General features: G+C 40.2%; 15 protein-coding genes. 3 read left to right on the top strand and 12 right to left on the bottom strand.

Annotated features, from left to right (window positions below):
* Positions 1 to 93: 93 nt before the first annotated feature.
* The 8 genes from AO498_RS12295 to AO498_RS12260 form a co-directional block, all read right to left on the bottom strand.
* Positions 94 to 1161: a branched-chain amino acid aminotransferase gene (locus AO498_RS12295; RefSeq protein WP_067548049.1), complete on the bottom strand. Its 1068-nt coding sequence runs from the start codon at positions 1159 to 1161 to the stop codon at positions 94 to 96.
* A gap of 62 nt (positions 1162 to 1223) precedes the next feature.
* Positions 1224 to 1772 (bottom strand): cob(I)yrinic acid a,c-diamide adenosyltransferase, encoded by a 549-nt coding sequence (locus AO498_RS12290; RefSeq protein ID WP_067548046.1) that lies wholly within the window; start codon positions 1770 to 1772, stop codon positions 1224 to 1226.
* Between the two features lie 45 nt (positions 1773 to 1817).
* A complete protein-coding gene (locus tag AO498_RS12285) occupies positions 1818 to 2546 on the bottom strand; it encodes an ABC transporter ATP-binding protein (protein WP_067548043.1) in 729 nt (242 codons plus the stop codon).
* Positions 2547 to 2613: 67 nt separating this feature from the next.
* Positions 2614 to 5382, bottom strand: a complete 2769-nt coding sequence (locus AO498_RS12280; RefSeq protein ID WP_067548040.1) for a tetratricopeptide repeat protein — start codon at positions 5380 to 5382, stop codon at positions 2614 to 2616.
* Between the two features lies 1 nt (position 5383).
* Positions 5384 to 5671, bottom strand: a complete 288-nt coding sequence (gene gatC / locus AO498_RS12275; protein WP_067548037.1) for an Asp-tRNA(Asn)/Glu-tRNA(Gln) amidotransferase subunit GatC — start codon at positions 5669 to 5671, stop codon at positions 5384 to 5386.
* 36 nt (positions 5672 to 5707) lie between these two features.
* Positions 5708 to 6457 carry a lysophospholipid acyltransferase family protein gene (locus AO498_RS12270; RefSeq protein WP_067548034.1) on the bottom strand — a complete coding sequence of 250 codons (750 nt, stop codon included), beginning with the start codon at positions 6455 to 6457 and terminating at the stop codon, positions 5708 to 5710.
* Positions 6450 to 6824, bottom strand: coding sequence for a globin domain-containing protein (locus AO498_RS12265; protein WP_067548031.1), 375 nt, complete (start codon positions 6822 to 6824; stop codon positions 6450 to 6452). Before AO498_RS12265 ends, AO498_RS12270 begins: the two co-directional genes overlap by 8 nt.
* 29 nt (positions 6825 to 6853) lie before the next feature.
* Complete coding sequence (locus AO498_RS12260) at positions 6854 to 8200, bottom strand: NfeD family protein (RefSeq protein WP_067548028.1); 1347 nt, start codon at positions 8198 to 8200, stop codon at positions 6854 to 6856.
* 173 nt (positions 8201 to 8373) lie between these two features.
* Between AO498_RS12260 and AO498_RS12255 the strand changes: the two genes are divergently transcribed.
* From AO498_RS12255 to AO498_RS12245, 3 genes are all read left to right on the top strand, one after another.
* Complete coding sequence (locus AO498_RS12255; RefSeq protein WP_067548025.1) at positions 8374 to 9549, top strand: LysM peptidoglycan-binding domain-containing protein; 1176 nt, start codon at positions 8374 to 8376, stop codon at positions 9547 to 9549.
* Between the two features lie 135 nt (positions 9550 to 9684).
* The gene (locus tag AO498_RS12250) at positions 9685 to 10239 is read left to right on the top strand and encodes a hypothetical protein (RefSeq protein WP_067548022.1); all 555 of its coding nucleotides are present in this window, start codon (positions 9685 to 9687) and stop codon (positions 10237 to 10239) included.
* Positions 10239 to 11006: a TIGR02757 family protein gene (locus AO498_RS12245; RefSeq protein WP_067550466.1), complete on the top strand. Its 768-nt coding sequence runs from the start codon at positions 10239 to 10241 to the stop codon at positions 11004 to 11006. Before AO498_RS12250 ends, AO498_RS12245 begins: the two co-directional genes overlap by 1 nt.
* A gap of 4 nt (positions 11007 to 11010) precedes the next feature.
* Here the strand turns inward: AO498_RS12245 and AO498_RS12240 are convergent, their stop codons facing one another.
* The 4 genes from AO498_RS12240 to aceK all read right to left on the bottom strand — a co-directional run bounded on the left by AO498_RS12240 (position 11011) and on the right by aceK (position 16688).
* A complete protein-coding gene (locus AO498_RS12240) occupies positions 11011 to 12225 on the bottom strand; it encodes an ATP-grasp domain-containing protein (RefSeq protein ID WP_067548019.1) in 1215 nt (404 codons plus the stop codon).
* Positions 12226 to 12328: 103 nt separating this feature from the next.
* Positions 12329 to 13750 (bottom strand): leucyl aminopeptidase family protein, encoded by a 1422-nt coding sequence (locus AO498_RS12235; RefSeq protein WP_067548016.1) that lies wholly within the window; start codon positions 13748 to 13750, stop codon positions 12329 to 12331.
* Between the two features lie 10 nt (positions 13751 to 13760).
* On the bottom strand, positions 13761 to 14885 hold the full coding sequence (locus AO498_RS12230) for an alpha/beta hydrolase (protein WP_067548014.1): 1125 nt from the start codon (positions 14883 to 14885) through the stop codon (positions 13761 to 13763).
* Positions 14886 to 14963: 78 nt separating this feature from the next.
* Complete coding sequence (aceK, locus tag AO498_RS12225) at positions 14964 to 16688, bottom strand: bifunctional isocitrate dehydrogenase kinase/phosphatase (RefSeq protein WP_067548010.1); 1725 nt, start codon at positions 16686 to 16688, stop codon at positions 14964 to 14966.
* Positions 16689 to 16963 lie beyond the last annotated feature (275 nt).

Raw genomic sequence — 16963 nt, 5'->3', positions numbered from 1 at the left:
TTTGACCAATACCTTCTTTAACACTACCGAAAAGGGTGATAAAAAGGAGTAGAGCTAAAAAGAAAAAACGGGAAGAGCGCTTCCCGTTTTGAATTATAATTTGATCATCCATCCGTGAGGATCTTGAATATCACCTAATTTTATTCCGTCCAATTCATTTAGAATTCGATTGGAAAATGTATCAACTCCTTTTTCTGGAAGTAAGTAATCTATTCCATTCACTTGGATTTTGTAGATATGAGCGATGGTAGCGGCAGTTCCTACGCCAAACGCTTCTTCTAAAGTTCCATTTTCCAAGGCATTTTGCAGTTCTTCAACAGTCAAGAAACGCTCCTCCAAGGTCTCATTCCAGTCCTTTGCCAATTGGATTACTGAATCTCGAGTGATTCCTTTTAGGATTGTTCCAGTATGCGTAGGAGCTGTGATTAATTTCCCGTTTATTTTGAACATTACGTTCATTGTACCACTTTCCTCAATTTTGGTATGGGTTTTACCATCTGTCCAAAGTAGCTGGTCATATCCTGCTTTTTGAGCTTGAAGTGCAGGATAAAGAGAAGCCGCATAATTTCCGGCTGTTTTTGCAGCTCCAGTTCCACCTTCAGTAGCTCTTGTAAATGAAGTTTCAACTTTTACAGAAACAGGCTTGCTGTAATATGCTCCTACTGGACAGGTGAAGATCATGAATTTATACGTGTCTGAAGGCTTTACTCCGATGTAGTCATCCGTAGCAAACATGAAAGGACGAATATATAAGCTAGAGCCTTTTGACGATGGAACCCATGAACGGTCTAAGTCAAGAAGCTGTGTAAGACCCTCTAAGAATAATTCTTCAGGAATGCTTGGCATACACATTCTGGCTGCAGACTCATTCATTCTTCTTGCATTTGCATCTGCCCTAAAGACCAAAATTTCTCCTTTTTCATTTTTGTAGGCCTTGAGTCCTTCAAAGATGGATTGTCCATAATGAAGCGCTGCATTGGCAGGATTGAGCTGAAGAGGAGCGTAAGGTTCAATTCTGGCATTCGTCCACTCGCCATTGACAAAATCTGCCACGAACATGTGATCAGAAATGACCTTTCCAAATACCAAATTTGAAAAGTCTATTTCAGGTAACCGAGATTTGGAGGTTTTGGTAACCGGGATGGCAAGAGAGGTTTTCATGTGTGAGTGGGTTAAGGCGGGCCGCCTAATTTTCTTGGTAATTTATAGGTTTTGCTAGGCTTTTACAGGCGAGGCTTCCAGGTTACTTCTTCAATTTGTAGATCTTGGGCCATTTTTCTTCCCAAAACAAATAAATAATCGGAAAGGCGGTTTAAGTATTGAATTACTAAATCAGAGACTGGTTCAAAGGATGCCAATTCCACCACGATTCGTTCGGCTCTTCGGCAAACGGTCCGGGCTAGGTGACAGAACGAAACAGATTGATGGCCTCCTGGAAGGATAAAGGCAGTAAGCATAGGAAGCTGTGCTTCCATTTGATCCATTTCCTGCTCTAGCAATTCAACATCTTCTAGATGAAGATCAGGCTTTTTTACTTTGTCTTTTCCGGGTACTGTAGCTAGGTCAGCTCCAATTGTGAAAAGTCTGTCCTGAATTTCTTTTAAGATCTCAGCTCTTGATTCATTTACAGGCTGATCCCTCAGTAATCCCAAGTAAGAATTCAATTCGTCAATTGTTCCGTAGGCATCAATTCGGAGATCAGATTTGGGAACTCGCACTCCTCCTAAGAGAGATGTAATTCCTTGATCGCCGGTTTTGGTATAAATTTTCATGCAGCCTATTTTTAGCTACTGCAAAAATAAGGATCAATTCGAAAATTACCCCATGGAAGTAGCTGCAACAGCCTTTCCTCGTGTAGGATTTGGGTTGATTTTATCTGATTCAATTAATCCGTCTCTTAATCTTACAATTCGATGCGCATAATGTGCGATATCATCCTCGTGCGTTACCATGATGATGGTGTTTCCTTTGGCGTGAAGTTCATGGAAAAGCTCCATGATATCGTAAGAAGTTTTCGAGTCCAAGTTTCCAGTAGGCTCATCGGCCAAGATAATGCTTGGATTATTTACCAAGGCTCTAGCAATCGCTACTCGCTGGCGCTGTCCCCCAGAAAGCTCATTTGGCTTGTGTTTGGTTCGATCTCCTAAGCCCACATTTTCCAATGCTTTGAAAGCCATTTCTTCACGTTCGGATTTACTGAATCCTGCATAAACTAAAGGAAGGGCAACGTTGTCCAGGCAGGTGGCTCTTGGTAATAAGTTGAACGTTTGGAATACGAAGCCAATTTCTTTGTTTCTGATTTCGGCCAGTTCATTTTCACTCATATCGCTGACGTCTTTGCCAGCTAGGATGTATGTTCCTGAAGTAGGGGAGTCCAAGCAACCAATGATATTCATCAAAGTGGATTTTCCTGAACCAGAAGGTCCCATAAAAGCCACATATTCCCCACGATCTACAGTAATACTGATTGACTTTAGGGCTTGAATGATTTCAGCGCCCATCTTATAAGTCTTATTGATTTCGTGGGTTTCGATTACTTTTTGCATGGTTGTATGAGTTATAGTGGTTTAGATTTCGGAATTAACGAACAATTTTTAAAAAATGGAAAAAACTTTACTTCAAGCGCATTTGAAGCATCTCTATTTCATCCCAGCTTAGCCATTTACTCATATCCTGGAGTGCTTGGCTTGCGTAGTTGTCCAATCCTATCCGGCGTGCAGCCTGCACCTTTCTAATCCAGAGCAAGGGATCTTGATTAAAGTCTGAAGCCGAATTAATCAATTCATATTGTGCTAAAGGATCTTGAATTCGATCGGCAGCATTTAGGATTAAAGGCGTATGATATGGATTTGCAGAAAGCTCCTCGCTAAGGTTGAAATAGGTCAAAAACGCTTTAATTGATGCTTCCACTGTCCAATCAGGATTAGAAATAAATGTCCCAAGTGCTGTGTTTTCGCCCTCTCGGTTGATGATATATTGGCCGATTTCTTGAATTTGGATGGAAGTCAATCCATGTGATTTTTTGAGTAAAAGTAATTTTGCAAAGTCGATTCGACTTCGATTATCGGGCATAGTTTGCCAAGATTGAAATAATCGTTCAGGCAATGTTTGGTTGAAGTTTTGAAAAGGAGTCAATTCAGATACTAAATCCTCAGAAATCAGATGTGGGTATTCCTTAGCCAAAGAGTCAGCCTCAGTTTCTTTATTTCCAAGTTTGAATATTGCATAATGAACTCGGCTGAAAGCTTTGAATCCTTTTTCTCTAGCAACTTTAAAATCATTCGCAGCTTTATTGAAATCCAGATTTTGACTAAGAATCAAACCGGAAAGGTTCAAATAATAGGCTGCATCATTGGGGTTTCTAAATGCCAGTCCATTTAGATTAATGACCGATTCACCAATTCTTCCAGCAGAAAGACTTTGCAAAATAGCTGATTCTTGAAGTTGCATGGTGTAATCCAGGTAACTCGGCGTTCCAGCCAAAGAATCTAAAAACTTAATCTTTTCAGATGGATTTTCGAGTGTCGATTCAGTGACTATATTTCTCCAGCCTGCCTGAATTACCATTGGAGAAAGGTTCGTATTTAAACCATCTTGCAATTCCTTTTTTAAATCCTGACCTGGAATTAAATCTGACTTTCGAAGAAGGGCAATTTGATTGATCAAGCTTGGAATATCTTTTTCTACCAAAATTTCTGGATTTGGAGTAACGCCAGTTTTACCAAGAAAAGCTAGATAGTTGGAATTGAAAATGGAATTTTTCAAATCGCCTTCTTGAAATAGGTTTTGAACTTTTTCTAAGTCATTTGTCCTGAGGTAGAAGAGAGCAAGATTATTCCTGAGCTCAGTACTTTTTGGGAAGATTTTTAGTCCATCTTCCAGGTAATAGATCGCTTCAAAAATCTTATTTTCTCTGTTCAATCGTTCGGCTAAAAGGATGATGTTATCTACTTGCGGGGCTTCAGCAAAGCTTTGCTCCAAATGGGCTTTGGCTAGTGTAGGTTGATTTAGTTCAAAGAGAAGGTGAGCAGTGGTATTTTTCGCTTTTTGATTTTTTCTGTACTTAAACCAACTGTCTTCGTAAAGAAAACTTGCCTCCAGTTTTTGACCACTTTGGTAGTAATAATCTCCAAGAATATTAGATGTCAATGAATTGGCCTGAACGGCAACAATAGCATCCATATAAACCAAAATGACCAATAAAGAAATTAAACCTCCGATTCTCAAGTGGTAATACGAAAGAGAATAAGGCTTGTAAAGAATTTTATGCACTGATTTGCCAGAGTTCATGACTGGCAAAAAATTAGTCATGGCATAAATGATAAAAAATAGAGTAAAGGCCAACTGTGTGTAGACAAGCGTGTGCTTGATGAGTTCCTCAGCAGGTTGGTTGGAAGAAAATTCCACTTTACCCAAGCACCAAATAAGGATTGCAAACCCTGAGAAATAGAGGATTTTTAAACTTTGGGCCGGGCCCGCCAAGGTCTCGGATTGTTCTAATTTTTCATTGGTTGAGAGCCAACCCAAAATTCCAATCGGTACCACCAAATACCAAGCTGGAAAAGTGGGGAAATAGCTAATTGTATACCCTTTTAGTTCGATCAGGAGGATAATCAGAATTGCAAAATAAAGGGCAGAAATGAGGCTGATTTGCCAAGAGATTTTGGTAGGGAGATTTCTTCCTGCTTTGGAAAGCAAGACATAAAATCCTGAAATAAATCCATGTCCCTGCCAAAACAACCAAGCTAAACCTAAGCCTAAAGCAAGAATAAACGAATGTTCGGCTAGATAAAGTCCTGGATTTGGAATATCGCTCCAAAACATCATTCCCGCTACAGAACCTCCAAAAACGAGAAGAATCGAAATAAAGCGAAGGATAAACGGAACTTGATTTTTCCAAACGTAGAAGTAAATGACTGGAAATAAACTTCCAGAAATCGAAATGATCAAGGGGATATTGGTGCTTTTACCGCCAAGATTGAGACCATTTACATTGGTTAAGGTCAGCAAGATAATCCAGACAATTCCAGCTCCAATAAAAGGGAGTTTTTCAAAATAGCTTATGGCACTCAAAACCAAGCAGAAAAATAAAAAAAAGGCAGTTCCTACGAGGTAAGTTTCTGCAAGGGCAAGAGATGGGGCAACAGAAATGAAATTTTGGAAAACAAGAAAATTGTCCAGTTGGATTGGGATTTCCAATGAGCCGATTGAAAAAGAATTAAAGGGGACTTTAACTGTGTCTAAGAAGGCCCCAGGCTGAAGATTGGGGTAGGGTAATGAAGCAAAGAAGGAAGCATATCCAGTAAAAAATACACCTAGAATCAAGATTAAAACTACTAGTCTAGATTCCAGGGGAGATTGAAATCGAAAAGATTGCTTCATTTTATTCAAGAACTTTGGGTACTCGGAAGTAATCAGAGTCGCTTTTTGGAGCATTTTTCAAAGCTTCCTCATGAGTCAAGTGCTCTCCGAGTTTATCCTCTCTCAGGTCGTTTACTTCAGAGGACATTGTCGTGAGGGGCTCCACCGAGTCTGTATTGATTTCATTGAGCTGCTCCACCCAATCTAGAATTTGGGACATGTCTTTGGACATTTTTTCAGCCGAGTTTTCATCAAATTCCAAGCGCGCCAAATGGGCGATTTTTCGGATGGTGTCTTGATCTATTTTCATGAGTAAGGTTCAAAAACGAGCTCGAAGTTAGGGCTTTCAGTCGTTTTTTTGATGATCTAACGGATAATTGTCCGTATTAAGTTGTTTTTGGATGGTGTGGAAACAAGCCTCTATTAATTCTTCCAATGAGTCAAAATTCTCAGGATAAAGGGGGGAATGGAACACCATTTTGGCAGGCTTCCAACGAACTTGAAGTGGACTTGAATCTGGGAGTATCAAATGATTGTAAGACAAGGTGACCGGGACGATGGGAATGTTTTTTTCAATAGCCAGACGAAAAGCTCCTGTCTTGAATGGAACCATTTGAGGCGGTTTTTTAGAATAAATTCCTCCCTCAGGAAAAAGGACAATGCCAGATCCTTGATCTAAAGCTATTCCTGCTCTTCGCATAGTTTCAGCCCTGCTTTTCACGCGTTCCCGATCTACAGCGATATGAAGATTTTTAAAATAGTACCCAAATAAAGGTGCTTTTCGAATGGAGGCCTTTCCCACAAACATTACATCACCTGGAGCAAATCCCATCATGGCCACATCCAAATAACTGAAGTGATTGGCTAAGAAAATGTAGGATTTTCCTTTTTCAATTTTGCTTGATTTTTCGATGGATACAGGTAAGAAAATCAAAGAAAAATAGGTTCTAGCCCAAAAGCGGTTGATTTTTCGACCGTACTTTTTCCAACCTGGAACCCAGATACAAATCACAAGAAACGGGAAAATACAAATGAAGGTAAGGGCAAATATGAGTCCCGAATACCCGGTGTATAGGTAGGTCAAAAGCTTATTCATGATTGACCATATGATTTGCAACCTTTACAAAATACCCTTGCATGAGTTCTTTTACAGTAGGCTCAGGGTTTAGTCGATCTAAGGAGGATAACATGGCATTTAGCCAATGCTCTCTCATTTTTGGATCAATTTTCCATTCAAAATGTCGCATTCTCAAGCGAGGGTGACCACGCTCCTCAGAATAGGTCTGTGGACCTCCGAAAACTTGGAGTAAAAATAAAAAGAGCCTTCGTTCGGCAGGTTCTAAGTCCTCCGGATAGAGTTTTCGCAATTCAGGAATCAACGCTACCTCTTCATAAAAGTAATGGGTGAGCTTTTGGATGTTTTCCTCACCGATTGCCTCATAAACAGACTGAAATGGATTCATGGCGCAAACTTATCCAAATATTGGTAATCTCAAGCTTCCTGTTTTTTGACTCGAAGAGAAGTTCCTTCCGTTGAAATCACCACAATAGATTCACCTTGATCGATGAATTCTCCTCTAGAATAGGCGTCATAGATTTCTCCTTCTATTTCCACCTTACCGCTTGGTCTCAGTCGATTGTGTACAGTACCGGTTTTTCCCATGAGTGATTGGGAATAGATGCTGGAAGTGTAGCCCGCTGATCGTTCTTGAGTGGTAGCCAAAGTGATGGTTCGAAAAGCTCCCCAATGGTTGATTTTGGGAGTCAACCAAAAAATGATTCCCACTGAAGCCAAAGCTGCTAAAATAACGGTCAATAAGGCGGTAAATAATTCTTGAGCTGGAACAAAGTCAAAGTTCAAATCTTGATTAGGTAACATACCCAGAACTAGTCCGGCTAAAATGAAAACAATTCCAATCACCCCAAAAATGCCAAATCCAGGAATGATAAAGAGTTCGACGGCAAGTAAAATGATGCCTGTGAAAAAGATCAATACCTCCCAGTTTTCTGCTAGGCCATTTAAATAATAAGGAATAAAGTAAAGGAGTGTGGCAATAATGGCCGCTAAAAGCGGAAACCCAACCCCAGGAGTTTGAAGCTCGAAGTAAATTCCACCTATGATGATCAAAATAAGAATTCCGCTCACTGCCGGATTCAGAAAAAAGGAAACAATCTGATCTACTGTGGATTCTTCATAGCGAATTTGTTCAGCATCTTGTAGCCCAATTCCTTGGAGTAGTGCTTCTGTCGAATCGAATTCGCCCTCACAAAATCCATTTTTGATCGCTTCTGAAGTTGAAAATGTAATGACCGAACCTGCTTCGGAAATGCCCTCCACCTCAATTTTTTCATCCACCATTGCCTCTGCAATTTTTGGATCACGACCTGTAGCCTCCGCAGTACTTCGCATCATGGATCTCATGTAGGATTGGTATTTATCTGGAGCTGCGGCACCATCCACGCCATTTACAACTGTTGCAGCTCCGATACTTGCTCCCGGTGCCATGTAAATACTATCGCAAGCAATGGAAATCAAGGCACCCGCAGAAGCTGCATCCTTGTTGATGAAAGCATATATCGGAATGTCATTTTCTAAAATTAGGGTTCGGATCTCATCTGCATCAGTCACAATTCCACCATAAGTATCCATTTCGATCAATACATGCGTTGCCTCGGCTTTTTTGGCGTCTTGAAGAGCCTCTTTTACCCGACGAGTCATTCGGGGGTCGATATCGCTGTCAATTTTGAAAATGAAAACTTTATTTCCTGGCTCCTGTGCCATCACAGAAAAAAAGCTGACTAAAAGCTGGGTGAGGAGTAGCAACATTGATTTTTTCATAGTGAAAAATACGGCAAAACTTGGTCAAAAACTGAAATTGAAGAAAAGAATGTCTTTTGGATTGTGAGTTTTGTAGCGATTCATTTTCGATTTAATTCCGCTTTTTTAGCATCATTATTGCTTTTCTCGAAGAGAAAAATTCTAGTTTAAAGTTTTAAGAACCAAGGCAGCGTATGAACAAATCCTTATTTTCTCTCCTGATTTTTAGCCTAATGTTTGGCTTGGTTTCATTAGAATCCTTGGCCTCAAGTCCTTATCTCGGGGATTCGGTAGGTGTGGAGCGGATCGGAAATCAAACCTTTATCCTCCATAAAGTAAGTCCACAGGAAACTTTGTTTGGAATTTCGCGGAGATACCAAGTCTCTGTCGGAGAAATTCAACAAGCCAACGAAGTCCTAAAACAAGGGCTTAAAATAGGACAAACGATAAAGGTGCCATTTAAAGGAAATGTGACTTTAGCAGAGGGGCAAAAAATTCATAAAGTAGCACCAGGAGAAACTCTTTTCTCGATTTCCAAAAAGTATGGAACCTCTATTGATTCCTTAAAAAAGTTGAATAATCTAGCTGGGAACGATTTGAGTGTAGGACAATCTTTGAAAATCGGTGAAAGTACTCCATCAGAATCTTCTGCTGATGTTTCTCCAGCCTCTGTTAATCAAGCCACTTCAGCTTCGACTGTTTCTTCAAAAACAATGGAAGAACCGAAAAAGGCAGATACTCCAAAACCAGTATCTGTTGAAAAAAAGTCAGAAGAGCCTAAAAAGAAAGTAGAATCCAACGCTCCAGTTAAAACATCTAACTCAGTAGCTACATCCACTCCAATAGCTCCTGGAGATTGGATGACTCATACGGTTGAAGCTGGAGAAACACTTTTTTCACTTTCCTCCAAATACCAGACGAGTGTCGAGAATCTGATTCAATGGAATGGTCTTACTTCAAATAATCTCAAAGCAGGCCAAAAACTAAAAGTGGGTCGAGCCGCTCCAGCACCATCCACAGTGCCGATAATTGGAACTCCAAAAGAAGTAAGCAGTACTGCTGAAATGGAATCAAGTCCTGTTGTCGAAAACACCTCAGGAGGTTTCAAAAACATCCGAGAAACGGGCTTGGCGGAGACAATTGAAGGCACTGGCTCTCACAAGAAATATTTGGTTCTTCACCGTGATGCTCCTGTTGGTAGTATCATGAGAATCAAAAACGAAGAGAACGATATCACCATCTTTGCCCGCGTAGTCGGAACTCTACCAGATACTGGCGATAATTCTAAATTGTTGATCAAACTTTCCCAAGCTGCCTATGATCAGCTTAAGGCTGTTAATCCTAGATTTCCAGTAGAAGTGCTTTACTGATTGAAATAGACGGGCAACAAAAAGAGGCTGGACTTAAATCCAGCCTTTTTCGTTTTAGACGTGCATTGATTCAAAGGTTTCATTTTTTGGAAATTTCTAGGCCTATGGGGTACCTTTGCCTACCAATTATCCCTCATGAATAAATTTCAGCTATTCTTTCACCACGTATTTCGATTTATCTGGAATGCCATTTTTATTATTTCCTATCCGATTTTGGCGAGTTTTGGATTGATTTTTATCGGAGTTACCTATTTATTTTCGAAGCTTTCTCAGCTTCTGACTCGAATCAAACCGGAAGGGAAAAGAGTGGTTTTAAAAGAATCAGAATGGGAGGATTTGCCTTATTCAAATGAACTTTTGGAAGCCAAACTTTTTAAGCAAATCATGTTTGGGCCTGCCGGATTTAAACTTAGGAGAAAAGATGGGGTGCCCTCTGTTTTGACAGACCATGTGTTTGGAAATAAGGTTAGAATTATTGAGGAAGGTTTTATTCTTGAAAAATGGAATACACTGGACACTAAGCTTATGCCTGATTTTGATATTTGCCTCTATGATCCTGATTTAGATACGCTTAAGCAGTTGACCCACATGAAATGTTTTGATTGGCACATTGCCGATCAAAAGGACAATGAGCTTTCATTCAAGTGGTTTGACGGGACGCAAGGTGGAGAGGTAAAAGTCACGCTTTGATGGAAGGATTGAAGCAATTTTTGGATGAAAAAGTGGAACAATACAATGTTCCTGGGTTTATTACCAATGATCCCGTTTCAATTCCTCATTTATTCTCAAAAAAGCAGGATATCGAGATTGCTGGATTTTTTGCAGCTATTTTGGCTTGGGGTCAACGGAAAACGATCATTTCCAAGTGCAAGGAACTATTCGCTAGAATGGATCAGGCGCCTTATGATTTTATTCTTAATCATCGTGAAGATGAATTAATGGCTCTTTTGGGATTTAAGCACCGAACCTTCAATGAAGTGGATACGCTTTATTTTATCCATTTTTTTCGCTGGTTTTATTCCAATCACGAAAGTCTCGAAGAGGCTTTTCTAGTTGGGCAGACGAATAGGGTCGATTCCATGGAGTCCATCTTAATTCAGTTCCATAATTACTTTTTCGGTTTGGAAGACGCACCTTCTAGAACCAGAAAGCACATTGCTACTCCGGCCCGAAAAGCCGCTTGCAAACGTATCAATATGTATTTGCGATGGATGGTCCGAAGTGATGACCGAGGGGTTGACTTTGGGCTTTGGAAGAAAATTAGTCCTAGTCAGCTTATATGTCCTTGTGATCTTCATGTGGATCGAGTAGCCCGAAAATTAGGGCTTATCCGTCGAACTCAAACCGATTGGCTGACTGCTTTGGAACTGACGGAGCGACTTTGTGAGTTTGATCCGAGTGATCCCGTAAAGTATGATTTTGCGCTGTTTGGACTTGGTATTGAGGAGAAGTTTTGAGGAATCAGTGAAATTTTTTGACCTCAGGGGCATCAGCCTTAGTGCTTAATTCTCTGGTGAATCGTTTTGCATATTCATCCAAAAGATCAAGAACCCGCTGCTGATGTTCAGATTTCACGATCAAGCCTGCATGATAGTCTAAAGGAACTCTAAAGCATACTTCCGGAGCATCAAAACTGCTTAAGTCGGGGTGTTCAAACTTGGAAAGTGTTAGAACAATTCCTGCATAATCGGATCTTGTTTTTGGGATAGTATAGCTTTTGTTTTTTGCGACTGCATCTTCAATTTTAGCCCATTCCTCCCAAAGATTGATTCCAGTGGCTGCTTCCACCATTTCAGCCAAATGTGCACCCCCAACTCGAGATGCTGTTTCTAAAAAATAGATTTGTCCATCCTCATGGCATTTGATGAATTCGGTATGGGATGCTCCATTTTTCAAACCAAAAGCCTTCATGATGCTTTCATTGACTTTTTTGATGGCCTTGTCGTCCTTGGAGCCATAGGAAATATTAGCTGATCTGAATATTCCTCCTCCTTGCGAAATTTCCATGGGAGTGGCCAAGTACTTAGAAACTGTCAAAAACAAGGTTTTTCCTTGGTATTGTAAGCCATCGGCATGATACACATCCCCTGGCTTGAACTGTTCGACCAAATAGTAAATTCGATTATCGCCTAGCTCATTCACCTTCTGCCAAAGTTCTTCTTTGGAAAACACTTTCATAATTCCATGAGCTGAGGCTTCGGAACGTGGTTTTAAAACCCATGGAGGAGAAACGGTGTCAGCAAAATGATTGATGTCTTCATTGTGAAAAAGTGAGGAAAAAGCAGGTACTCGAATTCCAGCATCTTTAGCTTGAATCCGCATCGCCAACTTATCTCTAAAATATCTGCCAGTGGTCTGGCCCATTCCTGGAATTCGAAAATTTTCCCTGAGAAAAGCGGCTTTTTCCACGTCATAATCATCTAAAGCAATGATGGCGTCAATCTTATTTTCCTTCATCAATCCACCAACTCCCTTGAGCAGGAGATCCATATCCCAATCCAGATCCTGACCAGGCATATAGAAAACTTCATCGATGTATTCAAAAGCCCAAGGCTTTTCTCGAAGTTGTTCGGTTGTAATTAAATAGACTCGATTACCTTGTTTTTTCAAGGAAGTCAGGAAAGCATTTCCTTTGAAATAATTGGAGATACAAAGAAAAGTCTTGAATTGGCTCATAGGAAAAGGGGGATAGACGATATTCTAAAATAAGGGAAGAATTGAATATTTGTATTAAGGTCAAAAAAACCGGCAAATGATTTCGTTTGCCGGTTGGTATTCTTTAAAGCTGATCTTCAATGTATCGAAGTAAAAGACTCACGCCATAGGCTGTTCCTGACTTCGTTTTGGCAAATTCCGAATCTCCAAAAGCTACTCCCGCAATGTCCAAATGAGCCCAAGAAGAATGCTCATGGATAAAGGCTTGAAGGAATTTCGCAGCAGTGATGGCTCCAGCAAAGGGTTTTCCATGGTAATTTTTGATGTCTGCAATTTCGGAGTCCATTTCTTTTCCATAGGAATCCCAAAGTGGAAGTGGCCAGGATTTTTCTCCCACGGCTTCACCTGCCTGTTGAAGCCCATGTGAAAGACCTCCATCATTCGAGAAGAGCGCAGCACATTCATAGCCAAAGGTTCCAATGCTACTTCCCGTCAAAGTTGCCAAGTTGATGACTTGCTCAGGTTTATAATTTTGTACCAAATAGGAGAGTCCATCCGCTAAGATTAACCTTCCTTCTGCATCTGTATCAATGACCTCAATGCTCAATCCAGCATGACTTCCGATCACTTCTGAAGGAAGATAGGCATCTTTGTCGATGGCATTTTCTACCGCAGGAACAATCGCAGTCAAGGTAATCGGAAGCTTGAGGTCTGATACCAATTGAATGGTAGCCAGTACTGCAGCTGCTCCACCCATGTCTGATTTCATGTGATGCATCCCTTGAGTTTTGATATTCAATCCGCCTGTATCAAATGTCACCCCTTTTCCTACCAGACCTAAATGAAATTGGCTTTTAGGCCCTTTATATTCCATGATGATGAATCTAGGTTCTTTAGCTGATCCTCGACCCACGGTCAGAAATGCTTCCAAACCTTCGGATTTTGCTTTTTTAGGTTCGAAAACTTTGGTTTCAAACCCATACTTTTTTCCGGCATTTTTTGCCCAGGAACCCAAATTTTCAGGAGTGATTTTATTGGGAGGCAAATCCACGAGCTTGAATGCTTCCATTTTTGCCTGGGCAATTTTTTGGGCACGATCAACAAGTGATTTTATTCCTTTTTGATCATAATGAACTTCAACTTTTGGGTCGTTTGAATTCTTAGCTTGATCTTTTTTATAAAAGCCCAAATTGTAAACGCCTAGTTGGAGTCCCACCAATGCAGGTTCAATAAGATGGGTAGGAAATTCGGAAGGGAATTCAAGAGAAATACCTTTTGAGATCAGGGATTTATGCTGAGAAATTATTCTTCTAAACGCGTTTTCTGTGGATTTATATTCAGGTTCATTTCCCAATCCCAACACATAAATCAGCTGATTATCTATTGAAAAAATATGCTTAGTATCTTTTTCTCCTGAAAAAAGAATTGCTGGAATTTGGCTCAATTCAACCATTGAGTCTTTGAGTTTTTCCCAATCGTTTTGGATAGTGGGGATGACTCTCAAATAGCCCTCAGATTTTGATTTGGGATTAGTTTTGATATTCATAGGATAGATCTTATTCTGATTTAGTACTGAAAAATAGCCATTCAATAGCCTTTGGAAATTCGTCACTCCAATAGGATTCGTTGTGTTTTCCATGCTCATTGATGGAAAGCCTCACATTCATTTTTCCTTGAAGGGATTCTCTTTTGAGGAGTCGCTTGCGGAATTTGGTCACGTGCTCGACCATCGTTTCGCTTTCATCCCCGCCTGCATACAGGTAAATTCGGGTTTCCATAGGTTCGAAAAAGTCAAGAAACCCTAGTTTGATTTTTGGGATCACCCAAAGGGATGGTGAGAAAATCATCAACTTCCCAAAGACTTCCGGATACATCAAGCCTGAGAAAATGCTGACTAATCCACCCATCGAACTTCCTCCGATTCCGGTGAATTCCCGATCTGGCTTGGTTCGAAAAGTCCGGTCAACAAAAGGTTTTAAAGTATCGGTAATAAATCGGATGTATTGTTTTCCTTGACCTTTTCCAAGTAGGGTTTTACCTACGTTGTATTCTTGCAATCGCTCAGATTCCCCATGTTCGATAGCTATAATGATGATTTTTCCAATCCCGTAATCTGACATGACCGCCAGTTTTTTATCAATCTGCCAATTACCAAACTCAGCGTTTTCATTGAACAAGTTTTGAGCATCTTGGAGATAGAGGACTGGGTAGGAAAGGTCGCTAGTCTCGTAGTCGTGGGGGAGAAGTGCCCAGATTTTTCTGGTTTTATTCAATTGAGGAATTTCAAATTCCTCTGAAATCAAATGGATTTGGGGTAATTGAGATGGACGATAGGGCAGCCAGTTTTTTCTCCATTTCGCAACCCGTTCAATTCGGGTAGTTTCCTGATTGTTCCAATGGCGATTGGGTGTTCGATTTCCATACCGATCGATTTCAACTTCTGACCAATCCCCTTTCGTAAATTTGTAAATCAATTCTCCTTGAAAGTCTGAAGAATCCGGAAAAGTGAATTCATATTTTCCAGATTCAACTCGCTTTAATTGAAATCGAGCATCTTGAGTTGCCCAATTGTTGAAATTTCCGGAGATATAGACGGGGCGTGAGTCATCCTCGTCAGTCAAGAGGATAATTTGCTTGGTTAGGGTAGTTTGATCGATAAGATTGAGAAAATCCGAGGACATAAAATGGAAGGGGAATCCCATTAACTGCAAGTCCCAAAGGTAAGTTTACTTTATCTGGAATAAAACCCAAAAGGGATTTTAAGAGGGTTCATGTGGTCTAAATCGAATTTCTTCTGGATAGGGATGAGCATGAATCAATTCTCCCTGTCTTATTTTTTGCTGCAGCGATTGCCAATAGTGAGGATCAAACAAGTCTTTGTGGTATTCTAGAAAATGACTTTTAAGATCTTCCCGACCAATCATCCACCGCTTGAAATCTTCAGGAAAAACATCGTTTTTATGAATGTCATACCAAGGTTCCGGAGAATAGATTTGCTCAAAAGTCTCTGGTTTGGGTTTTGATCGAAAGTTCATGTGTTCCAAAAATTCAATCTCGTCGTAATCGTAAAAGATCACTCGCTTTTGTCGGGTAAGTCCAAAGTTTTTGGTCAACATATCACCCGGGAAAATATTGGCTTGGGCCAATTGAAGGATTGCACGACCATAGTCTTCTACTGCTTTGATCCCTTCTTTGGTCGAACAATTTTCTAAAAAAATATTTAAAGGAATTAATCTTCTCTCGGTGTATAAATGTTTGATTATCAAATATCCATCTTGGATTTTAAGTAATGAGTTTGTGGTATTTCTTAATTCCTTTAATAGATCAGGACTGACGCGTGGCAAGGGGATTTTAAAGTGTTCAAACTCGTGAGTGTCTGCCATTCTTCCCACCCGATCATGAAGGGAAACTAGTTTGTATTTTTCCCGAACTTCCTGTCGAGTCATAGTTTTTGGGGGTTCAAAATGATCCTTGATCATTTTGAACACAATATTTAAGGAAGGCAAAGTGAACACCGTCATCACCATTCCTTTTATTCCTGGTGCCACGACAAACTGATCCTTACTTTGGTCTAGGTGGTGAAGAAAGTCACGGTAAAAAAGAGTTTTTCCATGCTTGTTAAATCCAATCGCATTGTAGAGTTCGTGGACATATTTGTGGGGAATGACCGATTTAAGGAATCCGATTATTTGTGAAGGGACTTCAGCTTCGACCATGAAATAAGATCTGGTAAAACTGAACAGGTGACTCATCAGATTTGGATCAAAAATCAACGTGTCAACATAGATTCCTTTAGGGCCGTGCAAAAATGGGATAATAAAGGGCATCCATTTATTTCCAACATAGGTCCGTCCCACCAGATAGGCTGCTTTGTTTCGGTAAAAAACGGATTTCAAGAGTTGGGTTCGAGTTCCTACTTCTACTTGATATCTGGTGAGAATGACCTTTTTGATAGCTTCAACCAATAGCCTGATATCAGCTTCTTTGTCCATGAAAGGTGCTCCAAAATCATAGTCATCCAGGATCATCCGAACGATTTTTTCCAATCCCAGGGAGGCGGGGTAAGTTCTAAGAAGTTCAGAATTTTCACGGATTTCGCAGGCATTATATCCTTCCATGACATACATGAGGTCTTCGTCAAGCGGATTGTTGGGGAAAGTTTTCCGAAAGACTGAATTAAAAAAGGTCTCCGCAAGTTCGACGTCAGGCCTATCTTTAATCATTTCCTGATATTCTTGCTGGATTAAAGTCCAGATTTCCCGACTTCCGCTGTCCTCTCCCAGCATTTCTTTGAATACAATGGTTAACTGAAACAGTAAGTCCTTGTAAAGCCGAAGTCTTTGTCGGTGGTTAAGTTGAGTTGCAGGCCAATTTCTTTGGGCAAAATAAAGAGGTGCCAAACGAGTGTAGGTCTTAAATGACTCAGTATAGGTTAAAAACCCTTCAAAAATCTTTTGAGCAAGTGGTAAAGCGCGTCTAGGCATAGAAAATTTTGCTACCTAATTGAATTTCGGTTTATTTCTAGACATAGTTAAGATTTTTATTAAAATAAAAAGCCTGATTTTCTGTGATTTAAATGAGTTTTATGTTCACGAAATAAAATTTTGAAAATTTTTCGCAATCGATTGTTTGGAGGGAATAAAAACATTTTCTACTTTTCGACAGTATTCATGAATTGAATATCTACAATAGGTTTAATAGGTTTGAGAGCAGGAAAAGGTCGGGTGATGCCCGGCCTTTTTTATTTTACCGTTTCCTG

The organism is Algoriphagus sanaruensis, from assembly GCF_001593605.1.
GTDB classification, from domain to species: domain Bacteria; phylum Bacteroidota; class Bacteroidia; order Cytophagales; family Cyclobacteriaceae; genus Algoriphagus; species Algoriphagus sanaruensis.
The sequence above is the reverse complement of the archived record's forward strand: the minus strand, read 5'-3'. Positions and strand labels throughout refer to the sequence as shown.

Excerpts from the sequence above, each read along its gene's own strand:
- AO498_RS12295 (WP_067548049.1), bottom strand. The coding sequence starts at position 1,161 with ATGAAAACCTCTCTTGCCATCCCGGTTACCAAAACCTCCAAATCTCGG.
- AO498_RS12290 (WP_067548046.1), bottom strand. The coding sequence starts at position 1,772 with ATGAAAATTTATACCAAAACCGGCGATCAAGGAATTACATCTCTCTTA.
- AO498_RS12285 (WP_067548043.1), bottom strand. The coding sequence starts at position 2,546 with ATGCAAAAAGTAATCGAAACCCACGAAATCAATAAGACTTATAAGATG.
- AO498_RS12280 (WP_067548040.1), bottom strand. The coding sequence starts at position 5,382 with ATGAAGCAATCTTTTCGATTTCAATCTCCCCTGGAATCTAGACTAGTA.
- gatC (WP_067548037.1), bottom strand. The coding sequence starts at position 5,671 with ATGAAAATAGATCAAGACACCATCCGAAAAATCGCCCATTTGGCGCGC.
- AO498_RS12270 (WP_067548034.1), bottom strand. The coding sequence starts at position 6,457 with ATGAATAAGCTTTTGACCTACCTATACACCGGGTATTCGGGACTCATA.
- AO498_RS12265 (WP_067548031.1), bottom strand. The coding sequence starts at position 6,824 with ATGAATCCATTTCAGTCTGTTTATGAGGCAATCGGTGAGGAAAACATC.
- AO498_RS12260 (WP_067548028.1), bottom strand. The coding sequence starts at position 8,200 with ATGAAAAAATCAATGTTGCTACTCCTCACCCAGCTTTTAGTCAGCTTT.
- AO498_RS12255 (WP_067548025.1), top strand. The coding sequence starts at position 8,374 with ATGAACAAATCCTTATTTTCTCTCCTGATTTTTAGCCTAATGTTTGGC.
- AO498_RS12250 (WP_067548022.1), top strand. The coding sequence starts at position 9,685 with ATGAATAAATTTCAGCTATTCTTTCACCACGTATTTCGATTTATCTGG.
- AO498_RS12245 (WP_067550466.1), top strand. The coding sequence starts at position 10,239 with ATGGAAGGATTGAAGCAATTTTTGGATGAAAAAGTGGAACAATACAAT.
- AO498_RS12240 (WP_067548019.1), bottom strand. The coding sequence starts at position 12,225 with ATGAGCCAATTCAAGACTTTTCTTTGTATCTCCAATTATTTCAAAGGA.
- AO498_RS12235 (WP_067548016.1), bottom strand. The coding sequence starts at position 13,750 with ATGAATATCAAAACTAATCCCAAATCAAAATCTGAGGGCTATTTGAGA.
- AO498_RS12230 (WP_067548014.1), bottom strand. The coding sequence starts at position 14,885 with ATGTCCTCGGATTTTCTCAATCTTATCGATCAAACTACCCTAACCAAG.
- aceK (WP_067548010.1), bottom strand. The coding sequence starts at position 16,688 with ATGCCTAGACGCGCTTTACCACTTGCTCAAAAGATTTTTGAAGGGTTT.